Annotated in this window: 10 protein-coding genes and 1 tRNA gene; 5 read left to right on the forward strand and 6 right to left on the reverse strand. The window is 37.8% G+C overall.

Features of this window, described 5'->3' with window-relative positions; translation table 11 throughout:
* Positions 1–460 precede the first annotated feature (460 nt).
* From KAS42_02735 to KAS42_02760, 6 genes are all read right to left on the reverse strand, one after another.
* Positions 461–2,200: a proline--tRNA ligase gene (locus KAS42_02735; GenBank protein ID MCK4905148.1), complete on the reverse strand. Its 1,740-nt coding sequence runs from the start codon at positions 2,198–2,200 to the stop codon at positions 461–463.
* A 114-nt stretch (positions 2,201–2,314) separates the two neighbouring features.
* Positions 2,315–2,455, reverse strand: a complete 141-nt coding sequence (locus KAS42_02740; protein MCK4905149.1) for a hypothetical protein — start codon at positions 2,453–2,455, stop codon at positions 2,315–2,317.
* A gap of 100 nt (positions 2,456–2,555) precedes the next feature.
* Complete coding sequence (gene ispG, locus KAS42_02745) at positions 2,556–3,728, reverse strand: flavodoxin-dependent (E)-4-hydroxy-3-methylbut-2-enyl-diphosphate synthase (protein MCK4905150.1); 1,173 nt, start codon at positions 3,726–3,728, stop codon at positions 2,556–2,558.
* Positions 3,729–3,767: 39 nt separating this feature from the next.
* Positions 3,768–4,880, reverse strand: coding sequence for an RIP metalloprotease RseP (gene rseP, locus KAS42_02750; protein ID MCK4905151.1), 1,113 nt, complete (start codon positions 4,878–4,880; stop codon positions 3,768–3,770).
* 231 nt (positions 4,881–5,111) lie between these two features.
* Complete coding sequence (locus tag KAS42_02755; protein MCK4905152.1) at positions 5,112–6,368, reverse strand: ArgE/DapE family deacylase; 1,257 nt, start codon at positions 6,366–6,368, stop codon at positions 5,112–5,114.
* A 296-nt stretch (positions 6,369–6,664) separates the two neighbouring features.
* The gene (locus KAS42_02760; protein MCK4905153.1) at positions 6,665–10,468 is read right to left on the reverse strand and encodes a hypothetical protein; all 3,804 of its coding nucleotides are present in this window, start codon (positions 10,466–10,468) and stop codon (positions 6,665–6,667) included.
* 387 nt (positions 10,469–10,855) lie between these two features.
* Between KAS42_02760 and cdaA the strand changes: the two genes are divergently transcribed.
* From cdaA to KAS42_02785, 5 genes are all read left to right on the forward strand, one after another.
* Positions 10,856–11,854 carry a diadenylate cyclase CdaA gene (gene cdaA, locus KAS42_02765; protein ID MCK4905154.1) on the forward strand — a complete coding sequence of 333 codons (999 nt, stop codon included), beginning with the start codon at positions 10,856–10,858 and terminating at the stop codon, positions 11,852–11,854.
* A 1-nt stretch (position 11,855) separates the two neighbouring features.
* Positions 11,856–12,314: a hypothetical protein gene (locus KAS42_02770; protein ID MCK4905155.1), complete on the forward strand. Its 459-nt coding sequence runs from the start codon at positions 11,856–11,858 to the stop codon at positions 12,312–12,314.
* Positions 12,315–12,343: 29 nt separating this feature from the next.
* Positions 12,344–13,057, forward strand: coding sequence for a pyridoxine 5'-phosphate synthase (locus tag KAS42_02775; protein MCK4905156.1), 714 nt, complete (start codon positions 12,344–12,346; stop codon positions 13,055–13,057).
* Positions 13,058–13,059: 2 nt separating this feature from the next.
* The gene (locus tag KAS42_02780; GenBank protein MCK4905157.1) at positions 13,060–14,742 is read left to right on the forward strand and encodes an NAD(P)H-hydrate dehydratase; all 1,683 of its coding nucleotides are present in this window, start codon (positions 13,060–13,062) and stop codon (positions 14,740–14,742) included.
* A gap of 170 nt (positions 14,743–14,912) precedes the next feature.
* Positions 14,913–14,984: transfer RNA gene (locus tag KAS42_02785), tRNA-Thr, on the forward strand.
* The last annotated feature ends 285 nt before the right edge of the window (positions 14,985–15,269 follow it).

The following is a 15,269-nucleotide window of genomic DNA, read 5'->3' on the forward strand; positions in this document are numbered from 1 at the left end:
CACACCGCCAGCGTTCATCCTGAGCCAGGATCAAACCCACCAATTGAAAAATGAAAATTCTTTCAAAAATTTGTGAGTTTAAAGTGACTCGTGTGTCCCGTATAAGAAAGTTATTTCTAAATTTCTAACGGGACGGGTAAATTGACTTTAAATATTAACTAATTGTGACTCAAGAGAAACACTTCTATTTAGTTTTCCAAAGAGCAGTTTTTTCTTGACCCTAATCATTCTCGGGTCAAAGAGCGGACATTATACGCTTTATGATTTTCGCTTGTCAAGTGCTTTTAGAGAAAATTTTCGAATATTATCGGAGAAATTTTATAGTGTCGTAGGGTTGCGGTTTTTACCCCGTTAGAGATTAAGCCAATGGAAAGTTTACACTCAACAAGATTGCAAAAGCTGATTAGGATGTAGATTTACTCTCGGGTAATTACATCCCGATGTTACGTTGGGATTATCTCTAACGGGGTTTATCCGTATATTTTTTAATTTTATTAAAGATTTCTTTTTCAGTAGTTATTTCTTTTTCTTTTCCTCTTATCTCTAATTCTATTTCGCCTTTTTCAATAAAATTTCTGCCTAAGACTACAATAAAAGGTATTCCTAAAAGATGCGCGTCTTTGAATTTTACGCCTGTAGTTTCGTCTCGGTCATCAAGAAGAACTTCAATGCCGTTTTCAATTAGCACATCATAAATCTCATCGGATTTCTTCTGTAATATTTCATCCTTATAATTTGTAGGTAATATTAAAACCTGATACGGAGCAAGGGCAGTGGGGAAGATAATCCCGTCCTTATCGTGATTTTGTTCAATTGCTACCGCAATTATGCGGTCTATTCCGATACCGTAACAACCCATTATAATCGGATTTTCTTTGTTGTCTTTACCTATGAAGTTTGCCTGAAGCGGAACAGAATATTTCGTGCCGAGTTTAAATATGTGTCCCAACTCTATACCTTTTGTAAAAGATATTTCACCGCCGCATTTAGGACAGGAATCTTCTTCGGTGATGCATCTTATATCTCCGGTTATATCAGCGGAAAAATCTCTGCCTGGATTTACTCCTGTAAGATGTTTGTCTTTTTTATTCGCGCCGCAAAGATAAGTTTGCCCTGATAAAATTGATGAGTCGCAAACAATTTTAATTCCATTTAATCCTACAGGTCCCGAAAATCCGACAGGTGCTCCAGTAGCTTTTTCGATTTGTTCTGCGGATGCCATTTTCAATATATTAGTTGCAAGTAATCTTTTTAGTTTGGCAGGATTTACTTCATGGTCTCCTCTTACCAAAACGGTAGCAAGTTCTTTATTATCAATTTCAAAAATAAGAGTTTTAATCATTTCTGAAACAGGAATTTTTAAAGACTTGTGTAGTTGTTCTACTGTGGAAATGCCTGGGGTATCAACCTCTTTTATGCTTTCGAGTTTGCCACCCGCCACTACTGTTTTGGCGGGTAGGCCCACCACTGAAACCTCGGCGGGCAGGCCTTCGGCCATTTCAAGATTTGCCCTGTAACTACATTTTGCGCATTTGATAATCGTATCTTCGCCGTTTTGGGAAGGCGCTATAAATTCATGAGAAAAATTACCGCCCATAAGTCCGGGGTTCGCTTCCACAATTTCAAAATCAAGCCCGCATCTTGAAAATATTTTCTTATATGCTTCATACATTTTCCTATAGCTTTCTTCTAATCCTTGCTCATCAACATCAAAACTATAAGCGTCTTTCATTGTAAATTCTCGCGAGCGGATTATGCCGAATCTGGGCCTTATTTCGTCTCTGAATTTGGATTTTATTTGATAAAGAGTAACGGGTAGTTGTTTGTAACTGCGCACTGTTTGAGAAATTAAATCGGTAATCATTTCTTCGTGTGTAGGTCCTATACATAAGAAGTTATCTTTCCTATCTTTCAGCCTCATCATTTCTTTGCCATATTGTTCCCATCTGCCTGATTTTTTCCAAAGAGATGAAGGTTGCAAAATAGAAAGAGATAATTCCAAAGCGCCGGCTTTATCCATTTCTTCCCTGACGATATTGATTGCTTTTTGTATTGCTCTTAATCCGAATGGTAGATAAGTGTAAAGACCGCTTGCGGATTGCCTAATCAAACCGGCCTTCAGCATTAACTGATGCGAAGGCGTTATTGCATCCTTCGGCGTTTCGCGTAGAGTATTTATAAAACTTTTAGTTAAGCGCATGATATATTATATTAAAAATTAAAAGTTAAAATGTAAAATATATCCCCTGCAATCTGAAAGATTGCGGGGACTTAATCCCGGGAATTCTTCGAATTCCACGGGGCATATCAAAATTCAAATATTTTTAAAAGTGGGCAAATGTTCCAATATTTTTGTGGGATTATTTTCTAATTCAGATCTTTTAATTTCTATGTCTAATTTTGACATTTCTATTATACGCTTGACAAGTAGTTCAAACCATTTTTCCGTTTTCATAAAAGGTTTTTTATTTCCGCCATCAAAACTTTCGCAATTTCTTTTTCCCCGCACCACGTAGGGTGCGGGGTTTCGCTCAGAGTAATTATAAAACTTTAAGCTAAATAAGACGTTTTAACTCTATCATTAAAGTACTGGCTATTCTTTCTTCGCTCACTTTCCTTACAATCTTACCTTTTTTGAATAATACACCACAACCTGCTCCTCCTGCAATACCGATGTCTGCTTCTTTTGCTTCGCCCGGTCCGTTTACTTCACAGCCCATTACAGCGATTGTTATAGGAGTTTGCATATGCGATGTTTTCTTTTTTATTTCTTCGGCTATTTTTTTGACATTGATTTTACATCTTCCACAAGTTGGACAGGAGATTATTTCTACGCCTTTTTTCCGCAGGTTTAAAGCTTGTAATATTGCATAACCGACTTGGACTTCTTTTGCGGATGTATCTGTAAGAGATACTCTTAAAGTATTGCCGATGCCCTGCGCAAGAAGCGCGCCTATTCCTATGGAAGATTTTATAATTGCTTCGGGCGCAAGTCCGGCTTCGGTTATACCTATATGAATAGGGTAGGGAAGTTTCTTTGCAAGCATTTGGTTTGTCAATATGGTAGTCGGCACATCGGATGATTTTATCCCGACTATCATATCGTAAAACTTTTCTTTCTCTATTTCCCTGACTGTTTTGTATAAAACATCGACGAGTTTGCCCGCCACTCCCGCCACTGAAACATTTGCGGGCAGGGAATATTTGGCGGGTTGCGACACAACTTTCTTATCTTTACCGAAAGGGTTTTTAAAAGATGCGGCATTGACTCCTATTCGCATAGGAACTTTTTTGGATTTGGCAACTCTTGCAATTTTTTTAATCGAAGAAACATCCATATTGCCGGGATTTATTCTTATGCTGTCTATTCCCTTTTCTAAAACTTTTAAAGCGATTTCTTTGGAGAAATGAATATCCGCCATTAAAGGAATTGATGTTGCTTTTTTTATTTTGTTGATGGTAGGGATAGCTTGTTTATTTGGAACTGCTATTCTTAAAAGTTCACAGCCCGCTTTTTCTAATAATTTGATTTCTTTTAGGATGGAAGAAAAAGGTTTGTCAAAAGATGTTTTTAACATTGACTCAACTCTGACGGGATTGTTTCCGCCTATGGCAAGCCCGGCGATTTTTATTATTTTTTCACCCCGTTTAGAGATAGGTCGCCGATATATTTGCGGCGACCGTGAATTAACCTCTATGTCCGTAGAACAACTTTTATTTTTCTTCATTTCAAATATAAAGATATCGGGCCATTTTACTTTTAATCTCTAACGGGGCACGTTTTGTTTTTGTGTCTTTTCAGCTTTGGGGAATATTTTGGAATAGTCTCGTGTGAGGTCGTTATAGGTTGCGAATAACATTACCCCAAGAAGCAGTGCCAGTCCTATGTTTTGCGCAATCATTTGTGTTTTTTCGCTTAAGGGCTTTTTTCTGATGATTTCTATTATAAAGAAGAATATAACACCGCCATCTAATATGGGGATTGGTAATAAGTTGAGGATTCCCAAGACAATACTTAACATTCCCGCGAAATTTAATACCTGCATAAAACCTGCTTCGGATAATCTTGCTGTTATTCTTGCGATAAGAATAGGTCCGCCTAATGCTTCTTTTGCCGGGACTTTCCCTCTTATAAGTTCAACAAGCCCACTTATTATCATATAGGAGGTTTTTCCAACTGTCTCTGCTGATTTATAAACAGCAGTAAACGGATTGGCTTTTTCAGTAATGATATTGGGGTAAATTCCGATTTGCCCTATTTTTTGTCCGTTGCTTAAAATTTCTTCTTTGGGCGTTACATAAAACGATAAGATTTTGCTTTCTCTGTCCAGTGTAATAAAAATTTCTTTGCCGGGATTTTCTTTTATGATACCGGACATTTGCTGCCAACTATCTATCGGCTGGTTATCAATGGCTATAATCAAGTCACTCTCTTTTATACCGACCCTTTCGGCAGGATTACCTTCAATCAACCCGCCGACTTTTGCTTGCGGATTAACAGATGCAGTTCCAATCGTCATTATTACTATATAAAAAATAACAAACGCCAAAGCAAAAGACATTATCGGACCGGCGGCGACTATGGCTATTCTTTGAAGAGGACTTTTAGAATAAAATTCGCCTTCTTTGCCTTTGCTTTCATTCAAACTCTCGCCTGCCATTTTTACATATCCGCCAAAAGGCACGGCTGAAATTGCATACTCGGTTTCACCTTTTTTAAACTTAAACAAAGCAGGTCCAAACCCAAGTGAAAATTTTTCTACTATTACCTTGAGTTTTTTCGCTATAAAAAAATGACCCAATTCGTGGAAAAAGATTAGTATGCCAAATACAAATAATACGCTAATGGTTTTTATTGCATATGATATAAAGATTTCCATTGTTCAAAATCTCCCTTTTTATAAATGTAAAGTGTAAAAATTAAATATCACCCCGAGAAATTCGGAGAATTTCCGGGGCTAAAGTCCTCGGAATCTTTTCAATATTCCAGAGGGAATATTAAAATTACCTGTCATTGCGAGCGAACATAGTGAGCGTGGCAATCTAAAAATAGAATAAGGAGATTGCTTCGTCGCTACGCTTCTCGCAATGACAAGAATTATTTGATTTTTTTATAGTATTATTTTCTCCAAAAACTTCGCCCAAAGTATAGCACATTTTTTCAGGTTCTTTAAAGATACCGATTCATTTGCCTGATGCGCGGTAGAAATATCTTCCGGTGAATGAGAGAAAGATGGGATGCCGGCAAAGTAAAGGAGCTTGCCCACGGAATTTCCGCCGATAGTGACAAATTTCATTTTTTCTCCTACCTCTTCAGAAGCTTCAAGGAATGTCTTAAGGAAAGGATTTTTATTGATATCCAAAAGATGCGGGGATGTATCCTGAAGTATTTCTTTTAAAATTATTTTTCCGCCACTACTACTATGGCGGACAAGTCCCCCGCCAGGAAAGCTCGGCGGGCAGGCGTCTTTACTTTTCTTATTAAAGGAATCCATAAAGGATTCTATCTTTCTCATTATTTCTTCTTTCTTTATTCCTAAAGGATAACGAATGTCTATCGTTGCTTCACAATATGAGGGGACTATATTGGGAGCGTCTCCTCCTTTGATTTCTCCTATATTAATAGTAAGAGGTGAAAAATGCGGGTCTATTTTTTTGTTTATCTTTAGTTTAGTTACGTCAGACAAAAACTTGATAATATTTGTTATTGCGTTTATGCCTTTTTTAGGATTACTGCCGTGAGCGCTCTTTCCCAAACTTGCGAACTTCAGCCATAGCATTCCTTTTTCCCCGATTACTGCCTCGCCCCCACCACTATTACAACGGCGGGCAGGCATTTTTCCGCCGTCAGGTATCAAACAAAAATCACAATTTAATTTTTTCTTCCTTAATAGTAATGTAATGCCTTTTTCAGAACCCCTTTCTTCGTCAGCAACCGCGCCAAGAATTATTTTTCCTTTTAACTTCCCTTTTTTTAGAACTGCTTTAATCGCCGCCCAGGATGCGGCATAAGGTCCTTTGTTATCGCAAGCGCCTCTGCCATAGAGTCGTCCTTTTTTTATTTCGGGTTTGAAAGGGTCTGTCTTCCATCCTCCACCCGGGGGTACGACATCCATGTGACAAAGAATTGCAATTTGCGGATGACCTTTGCCTATTTCTCCTAAAATATTGGGGCGTTTTTTATCCCCCACAATTTTCACCTTCATTCCCAATTCTTTCATGCTTTTTACCACTATATCTTTAACCAAGTATTCGTTGCCGGGCGGATTGATTGTCTTTTTTGAGATTAATGAACACGCAAGGTCGAGCATGCCTTTTTCGTCTATTGAATACGAAGATTTATATTTAGATGAGCGTTGTTTAATCATGTCGGGAATTATACTTAAAAGATAACGCAATGACAAAAAGATCGATAATAATATTTCGGGGAATCACCAGTTCTAAGAAAGTTTAGGATTCGCAAATTGTCTGTTCCGAAAATGTTACATTGCCTGCCCTGAATCCTACGTGGTTCAGGGCAAGACCTGACCCCATTTATTATGCATTTATTACTGCGGCTTTGACAATGATAAAGATATTTAAAGGGGAACATGTGCTTTTACTTGACTTTTATATCAATAGGTGACCCCGATGCTTGACCCGATGCTCCCCTATCTATTATCTTCTATTGCCACTCTGGGTATAGCTTTACTATACGATAATTTAAGTGGTCTGTCACATAGAAATATCCTGTAGCGCTATCATAGGAGATACCACGAGGATATTTAAATTGTCCCACACCAGAGCCCTGAGTGCCATAAGTAGTCCAGTCAGTGAAAGTGCCGTCTATATTTAGCTTCGTCTTCACTATGCGGTGATTGTAACTATCTGTCACATAGATATACTCTGTAGCACTGTCATAGGATATACCAAGAGGATAGTAAAACTGTCCTACCTCAGAGCCCCCAGTACCATAAGTAGTCCAGCCATCACCATTTATTTTGGTTCTCACTATGCGACAATTGCCACTATCTGCTACATAGATATACTCTGTAGTGCTATCATAGTGAATACCAGAAACATGCCAAAAGTGTCCCGGGCCCTCGAAAGAATAGCCAAAATGGCCATAAGTAGTCCACCCGGTGCCATCTATTTTGGTTTTCGTTATCTTGTGGCCATCTGTCACATAGATATACTCTGTAGCGCTGTCATAGTAGATACCATCAGGACCGTAAAATTCTAAAGTAGTCCAGTCAGTGAAAGTGCCGTCTGGGTTTAGCTTTGTCTTTACTATACGGTTGTTACTAGTATCTGCTACATAGATATACTCTGTAGCACTGTCATAGGATATACCAAGAGGATAGTAAAACTGTCCCACACCAGAGCCATAAGTGCCATAAGTAGTCCACCCGGTGCCATCTATTTTGGTTTTCACTATGCGGTGATTGGCACTATCTGCCACATAGATATACTCTGTGGCGCTGTCATGGTAGCTACCAAAAACTCCTTCCAAAGTAGTCCATCTAACAACGTAGTTAAATTCATACGCGCCCATATCAGCAATTCCGAAACGCTCACTTCTAAGTATATCAGTTAAAGGAGCAACATTGAGATTAGCTTTATTGATGCAGGGACTTTCTCCACCCAACTGCAAACCATCGTCCTCTGTGCGGAAGATACCATCCGCGCCTGCAGGATTACTTGCATCCACAAATAACGGGTCGCTGTCTATGTTGCCCTCTCCTGAATAACCACCTTCTATATCACAGTAAGTAACGATTGGATTTGCATTGCCATAATTATATATTTCATCTCCATTGTCCCAAAGGATACAGTTTGTCACTATTGCGTCGCTACCGATATTACACATAGCACCACCATAAGTAGTGGCAGAGTTTCCATTAAAAGTGCAATTAATTACTTTGGGAAGGGAAGGCCAACTACTAGAATTAATTAATATTCCACCACCAGCACTAGAAGTAGCAGAGTTTCCACTGAATACACAATTTATAACCTCTGGAGAAGAAGCTTGGTTCGATATACCACCACCATATGGAGCAGAATTGTCGACAAAGAAACAGTTAACTATCTTTGGACGACAACCTCTGTTAAGCATTCCACCACCACCATAAGCACTATGGTTTCCTTTAAAAACGCAGTTTTTAACTGTGAGTAATGTGAGTGAACAGCTACGGTTGGTCATGCCTCCGCCGTAAGTATACTTCTCAGCATTTCCGCCTGTAATGGTGAAACCATCAATTACTGTTTCAATTTCTCCGCAACCAGGACCCTTTACAACAGTGTAACTGTTGTTATTAAGCGTCTCGTCGTTGTCAATATCACCGCTTAGTATGGTTTGATAGTTTGCTATATCACGTGTATAGGGGTTTGGTGCGCCGAGTTCTACATAATCGAGTCCTGAATAACCGCCTTTAATAGCTACACCATTTATGAGCTGAAATGTGGCGTTGCGGTTGCCAAGTATGACACTATCTCCTTGGTCAGGTTTATAAATGCCTTGTCCTACCCGAATCTGATCACCTGCTTGAAGTTCTGGATTATTAAGAAGCGCATCCTGTAAGTATTTAAATGCGGTTTCCCATGTTGTTCCGTCTCCTGGGGGGTTATCCTGATCATCATCAACATGCCAGTAGTTACCTCCAGATAGCAAAATTAGGGATTGTATTCCACTACTCATATCACCAGATATCAATTGAGGGTCACCCGTTCCATCATAAGCGTAGACCTTACCGAATCCAGATGTATTGCCAGCGTAACCAGCTTCTCCTCCAACTCCAAAAATCAAAGCGTCTTCGGTTTCAGTTTCAATCACAGATATTATTTCGTATGGCGCTGTCCAAATAGGATTACTCCATGTATCTCCATCATATTTGTAGAGGTTCGCTCCCGCGTTTACATATAAATAGTTTTGGAATGTTTCTAATTCCCATGCATCACCACCACCTAAATAAGATTTTATCAATGTCCAATGAGTTCCATCGGAAGACTCATAAATATAACCATTATATGCAGAAGCATATAGTTTACTGTTATAGAATTCGTAGTCCCAGATGCAGCTTCCGCCGGGATGTGCATCTTCGGTAAAGATTGTTCCATCGTAATGACCAAATTTATCTGAACTTATGTCTCCAATATATAAGATATTGATGCCAGTTATATTTATATCTGATACATAAAGGCTTCTGAAACCAGACATAAATGTTGTGTTAACTACATTTGTCCAAGTAGTTTCGCCATCGTATCTATATAATTTTCCTGAACCCCACGAAGTTCCAGCATACAGGTTTTCATTATAGACTACTAACGCAGATACCTGCTCGTCCAAATTGTCCCCAACCAATGTCCAATTGCCTCCTTCCCCTTCGTATTTCCATACTTTACCTACTTCGCTAGAGTATGCCATGGTTCCCGCATACAAATCACCATTGTATTCACAGAGACAAAGTACTGCAAACTCTGAACCCAAACCTGAACCTATTGGAGATATCTGTTCCCAAGAAGTTCCGCCGAGATATTTATAAACAGTCGCAGGATTACTTCCGCCTGCAAATAATTTTTCAATTAAACCGTCTGTATTTATAGTCAATTCAACAGATTCAGTTGCTGTTATTGCGCTTGTTGCACTCGTCTTGAGAAAGGTTAAAGTTTCAGCAGTAGGACGAATAGGGCGAGGAGGACGAGGTTTGTAGACAATAGGAGTGGTGGTAGGTTCTGTGTTTGTAATTTCAGTTGTATTGTCCACCAGCCCCAAACCGTTAATCAAAGATATTCTGATAATTGGTGTGCCGCCATGAATTTGCGATGATATGCCTTTACTTTTGGTTGAGTCTTTGTTCCCTGTTATGATACAGTTTATTATTTGCGGACTGGAATTGTCGGTAGAGTATATTCCACCACCACTTTCAGTGGTTTGGTTATCTATAATAGTGCAGTTTTCTATTAAAGGAGAAGCATCTTTAACATATATTCCCCTGCAATCTAAATCTTTACTTGTGATTGTAAATCCTTTTAATATTGCAGTGGTGCTATCTATTGTGACAACACTGCTGCTTTTAGTGCCTTCTATGATAGTGTTAGCAACTACATCGGAACTCTGAGGTTCTATAGAAGTTAAAGTGATTGATTTGCCGTTGAAGTTAATATTGCCTTTATATTTGCCTTGAGAAACTACAATTGTATCACCGTCTATAGAAACATTTATTGCGGTCTGAATTGTTTTTATATCCGAAGGAACATTGATTGTGATATTTTCTTTAGGTGTGCTTTCTTTATCCTGTGGGTCCGATTTGTGCAGAACTTCGCAGAAATCGCTATAACCGTCTTTGTCAGAATCTTTGTTAGAATTATTTACTTGAGCAGCCAAATTTTTTGTTGGAGTAGGGGAGAGCTTCGCGTAACTTTCGCTGTTAATACCCCACAACCCAACTAAACTTAAAACTAAAATAAAAGTTAAAAATTTAATCTTCATTGTACTTCTCCTTTTTTAGTTAAAGAATGTTTTTTCAAAAGGTTACTATTTAAAATCGGGATTGAAAGAAAATAAAAAGGTAATCTGATGTGACAAATTGTTTCTTTTATCATTCGGATGAAATTATATCATACTTGTCAAATCCTTTGCGTATATTTGTCCATCAGCAATGCGGAAAGGGTGTAAATACAATATTGTTATACTCTATTATACAGCTATACACGCACATAATTGTAATGGTGCAATCTTGTGCATATGAAAATATTCCCACCTCCGAGGTGGGAATAGATATCGTCATCTTTTAATGCCTCGCCCTTTATGGCGGGGTAATTTACTTTTAAATCTTTTGAAAATCTGTGTGTGAATTTCTTATTCTTTTACTGCTATGTGCAACTTTCTGTTGAAGAGATAAAGCAAAGTAAACCTTGCAACTACAAAACAAATCGTAGTGGCCGAGTTTACTCGGCTAAAATAAAGAAGCAAAGTACTTTCTGCCCGCCTGATTACTTGTTATTTGTCTTGCTTGAATTCTTATTTATCTCTAACGGGGTAAATTTGGATTTTGATTGGGTTTTTAGTTATAATCCAAATATGGAATTGGGCGGAATAAATATTCGTTGGCAGGATATATTAGAAATACTTATATTAAGTTTTATAATCTATCGTTTCCTTTTGTTTATACGCGGACGCAAAGCTTTTCAGGTGCTTATAGGTCTGCTGGTTATAATTTTCGCAAGTCTTGTTTCCCAAATATTACAATTACAAACCATCTCTTGGATACTTAAAAATTTATTTGTTGCGTGGGCTGTCTTTTTGATTATTGTATTCCAACCGGAAATAAGGAGGGGGTTGGCAAGAATGGGCAAAACACCGTTTTTATTTTGGAGTGAACAGGATGGTGTTATTGACGAGGCTATAAATGCGGTAAATTTCCTTTCAAGAAATAAATACGGAGCATTGATAGTAATTCAACAGGAAGTGGGTTTAAGAGATTATATGGAAAGCGGAGTGACAATTGACGCAAAAGTTTCTTCCGAACTTTTGATTTCTATTTTTACTCCTCATACTCCCTTGCATGATGGCGCGGTTATAATTGAAGATGATAGGATTGTGGCTTCAAACTGTATATTGCCGATAAAAGAAGAAGATTTGGATATACGTCATATGGGTTCAAGGCACCGAGCGGCTCTTACTCTTTGTAAAGAAACAGATGCCGCAATTCTTGTTATATCTGAAGAGACGGGTAAAATTTCATTGGCTTTACGCGGGAGTATAAGGACTAATCTTGATGGAATATCCTTAAGAGATGAACTTGTGAAGTTATCAAGTAAGAAAAATGTCTCTTCAAATAAGTTTTTTGTAAAACGGACAGTTCAGGAGAAGTGATATGAAGCGTATTATAAATAATTTACCTTTTAAAATAATTTCTCTAATTTTATCTCTTGTTCTTTGGCTTTATGTTTCGGGGGAACTCGAACGGGGGTTGTGGTGGAAGATAAAAAAAGTAACATTTTCCGAAATACCGATAAAAATAATGGGATTGCCAAAGAAAGAATTTAATGTGAATATAAAACCGGATAAGGCAGATGTTGTGCTGTATAGTTCCAAACGCAACATAGAAAGTGTAAATCGTGACGATATAATCCTATTCGTGAATTTGAGCAGTCTAACACCTGCAACTTATGAGTTGTCCATAAAAAATATAATCCCGAAAGATTTTAATATCAGTAAGATTGAACCATCCGTAGTAGTTGTTACCATTGGCAAAGAGTCTGTGAATCCGCTTGTCCCCGATACTCTTATCGAAAAAACAGAAGAGCAAGATTTGTTCGACTATCGTTTCTAAAATATATAAATAAATTTTCGGAGGATATATTGCTTAAGTTGGGAGTAAATATAGACCATGTTGCAACATTAAGGCAAGCGCGAAAAACCGTAGAGCCAAGTCCTGTGCAAGCGGCTAAAATTTGCGAACGCGCAGGCGCTGACAGCATTGTTGCGCATCTTCGTGAGGATAGAAGACATATTCAAGACGAAGATGTGCGATTAATCAAAGAAAACATTGGCATAAGATTTAACATGGAGATGGCCGCTACTCCAGAGATTATAGGAATCGCTTGTTTGTTGAAACCATATCAATCCACTCTGGTTCCCGAAAAAAGACAAGAAATCACAACTGAAGGCGGGCTAGATGTAGGTGGTAATAGAGGGTTGATTAAAGATTGCATTTCTTCTTTGAAAAAAAATGGTATCTTGGTCAGTCTTTTTATTGAACCGGTATCCGAACAAATAAAGGTGAGTAAAGAAGTTGGCGCCGATGCAGTTGAACTTCATACCGGAAAATATGCAAATACAAAAGGAGAAGAGCAGAGTAAGGAACTGGAAAAAATAATTGAATCTGCGCATTTTGCTCACACATTGAATTTAAAAGTTTATGCCGGACATGGATTAAATTATGAAAACGTAAAAGCTATTGCTTCGATTTCTTTTATTGAAGAATTAAATATAGGACATTCAATAATTTCAAGAGCAGTTTTTGTCGGCTTGGAAAATGCAGTAAAAGAAATGTTAAATCTACTTAGGAGTTAAAAGTGAAAGTAGTTACTTCTTCCCAAATGCAAGAAATAGATAAAGAAACTATTTTAAGTTATGGTATATCGTCGCTTGTTTTAATGGAAAATGCGGGGAGAAAAGTTAGTAAAGTAGCAGTGAAGATAGTAGAAAAAGGTTCCTCGCTTCGTCGCATAAGTGACCAAAGCTATAGAGCGCCGCGTCTTCCAAAGTCTCCTACGGCGGGCAGGCAGGTGAGAGTTTGCATATGTTGCGGAGGCGGAAACAACGGCGGGGACGGATTAGTTGCGGCAAGATATCTGTCGAAAAAAAAGTATAAAGTTAAGGTATTTCTTTTTTCGGAAAAACTAAGTAAAGATACAGCCGCAAATTTCGAGATTTTAAAGAAAACAAGAATACCTTGTATTCTTGTTAATAGTGGGCGTATTTTTGCTGAGTATGAGAAAGTTATTTTTTCTAATGATTTGATCATAGACGCACTTATAGGTACCGGACTTAAAGGTAAGGTAAAAGGTTTTTTAACGGATGTTATCTCTTCTCTCAATAGTGCCAATATTCCCATACTTTCCGTAGACTGCCCTTCCGGTTTTACTTCTGATGTAAAATTAACCGACCATAATTGTATAAAAGCTTTTGCTACAGTTACCTTGGCATTGCCTAAACAAGATCTGCTTATTTATCCAGGTAAAGAATTTGTCGGGAATCTCTATATCGCAGATATAGGTATTCCAAAAAAACTTTTGGCTCAGAAAAAAATTAAAACCTCGCTTATTGATAGAAAACTTATACTTCAATGGCTTAGTATTCCAAGAAAACCTGATTCGCATAAAGGAGATTGCGGGCATGTTTTTATACTTGCTGGTTCTAAAAATACGCCGGGTGCGAGTGTGTTGGCCGCGAAGGGAGCGTTAAGAAGCGGAGCGGGATTGGTTACATTAGGTATTCCACAGTGTATCCATCGAATTGTTGCGACTAAATTAACAGAATCAATGACTTTACCTTTGCCTGAAACTAAAGAGGGCACATTATCTTTAAAAGCAGAAAAGAAAATATTAGCTTTTATATCTGACAAAGCAGATGTAGTAGTTATTGGTCCGGGGCTTTCTTTAAACAATCAAACAAGAAAACTGATAATAAGTATCTTGCCTAAGATAAAGAAACCTGTTTTAATTGATGCGGATGGTATAACACATTTATCTAAAAATGCTAATATACTAAAACAAAGAAAATTCTCCACAATTATCACTCCGCATCCCGGAGAAATGGGCCGATTAGTAAAACTTACTCCTAAAACAATTAACAAAAGAAGGATTGAAATAGTAAAGAAGATATCCTTAAAATATAAGATTTTTACGGTTTTAAAAGGAGCTTCTACTATTATTGGAACCCCCGCCAGCGAGATTTTTATAAATATAACCGGCAATCCGGCGATGAGTAGCGGGGGAATGGGGGATGTTCTTTCGGGTTTAATTGCAGGATATATGGCGCAAACTCTGAACCAGAACGAGTTCGGTTCGGGGCTTAAATTCTCTCCTCTTCAAGCATGTATCATGGGTGTATATATTCACGGATTAGCCGGTGATTACTTGAAAAGTAAAATGGGGGAAAGAGGGATTTTAGCTTCAGATTTAGCGGACGTAATTCCTTTAGTGTCTAAAAAGACTATCAAAAAAGAATTGACAGATAGGTTTTTTCTGATATAATTTTCAAGAAAAATTAAATGTAAGATAGTTATATAAATTGCATATCTGAGAATGAGCGATAGTATAGTGTAGTATTTGTATATACTATTGTATATAATACTTTTTACTTTGTTATTTAATACAGACCATTAATAGAAAATCTATTAGTGGGTTTTTATTTTTCAGGAATTGCTGGCGTAGCTCAGGGGTAGAGCAGGGGTTTTGTAAACCTCAGGTCGGGGGTTCAAATCCCTCCGCCAGCTCCGGTATAAATAAGCTGAATTAAAAATCAAAATGCCCCTAGAAATTGTGAAACAATTTCAGGGACTGAGTCCCGGAAATCCTTTGGATTTCTCGGGGTAAAAATTAAGATTACAAATCAAAGTTCAAAAAGTAGAAGCTAAGATAAAGAAACTAAAATTTGTGATTTTCATGGCTTGTTTTCGTTTTTTTTGTTTAATTTTTATTTTTGATCTGTCATTTTGCTATTTTATTTTTGATATTTGATTTAATATCGGGGAGATACTCAAGCGGTCAACGAGGGCAGA

This window comes from bacterium (assembly GCA_023135785.1).
Lineage (GTDB): Bacteria > CAIJMQ01 > CAIJMQ01 > CAIJMQ01 > CAIJMQ01 > CAZNJA01.

What these genes read in the sequence shown, in the direction of transcription:
- KAS42_02735 (MCK4905148.1), bottom strand. Translation starts at nt 2,200, where the DNA reads ATGCGCTTAACTAAAAGTTTTATAAATACTCTACGCGAAACGCCGAAG.
- ispG (MCK4905150.1), bottom strand. Translation starts at nt 3,728, where the DNA reads ATGAAGAAAAATAAAAGTTGTTCTACGGACATAGAGGTTAATTCACGG.
- KAS42_02760 (MCK4905153.1), bottom strand. Translation starts at nt 10,468, where the DNA reads ATGAAGATTAAATTTTTAACTTTTATTTTAGTTTTAAGTTTAGTTGGG.
- KAS42_02770 (MCK4905155.1), top strand. Translation starts at nt 11,856, where the DNA reads ATGAAGCGTATTATAAATAATTTACCTTTTAAAATAATTTCTCTAATT.
- KAS42_02740 (MCK4905149.1), bottom strand. Translation starts at nt 2,455, where the DNA reads ATGAAAACGGAAAAATGGTTTGAACTACTTGTCAAGCGTATAATAGAA.
- KAS42_02755 (MCK4905152.1), bottom strand. Translation starts at nt 6,368, where the DNA reads ATGATTAAACAACGCTCATCTAAATATAAATCTTCGTATTCAATAGAC.
- rseP (MCK4905151.1), bottom strand. Translation starts at nt 4,880, where the DNA reads ATGGAAATCTTTATATCATATGCAATAAAAACCATTAGCGTATTATTT.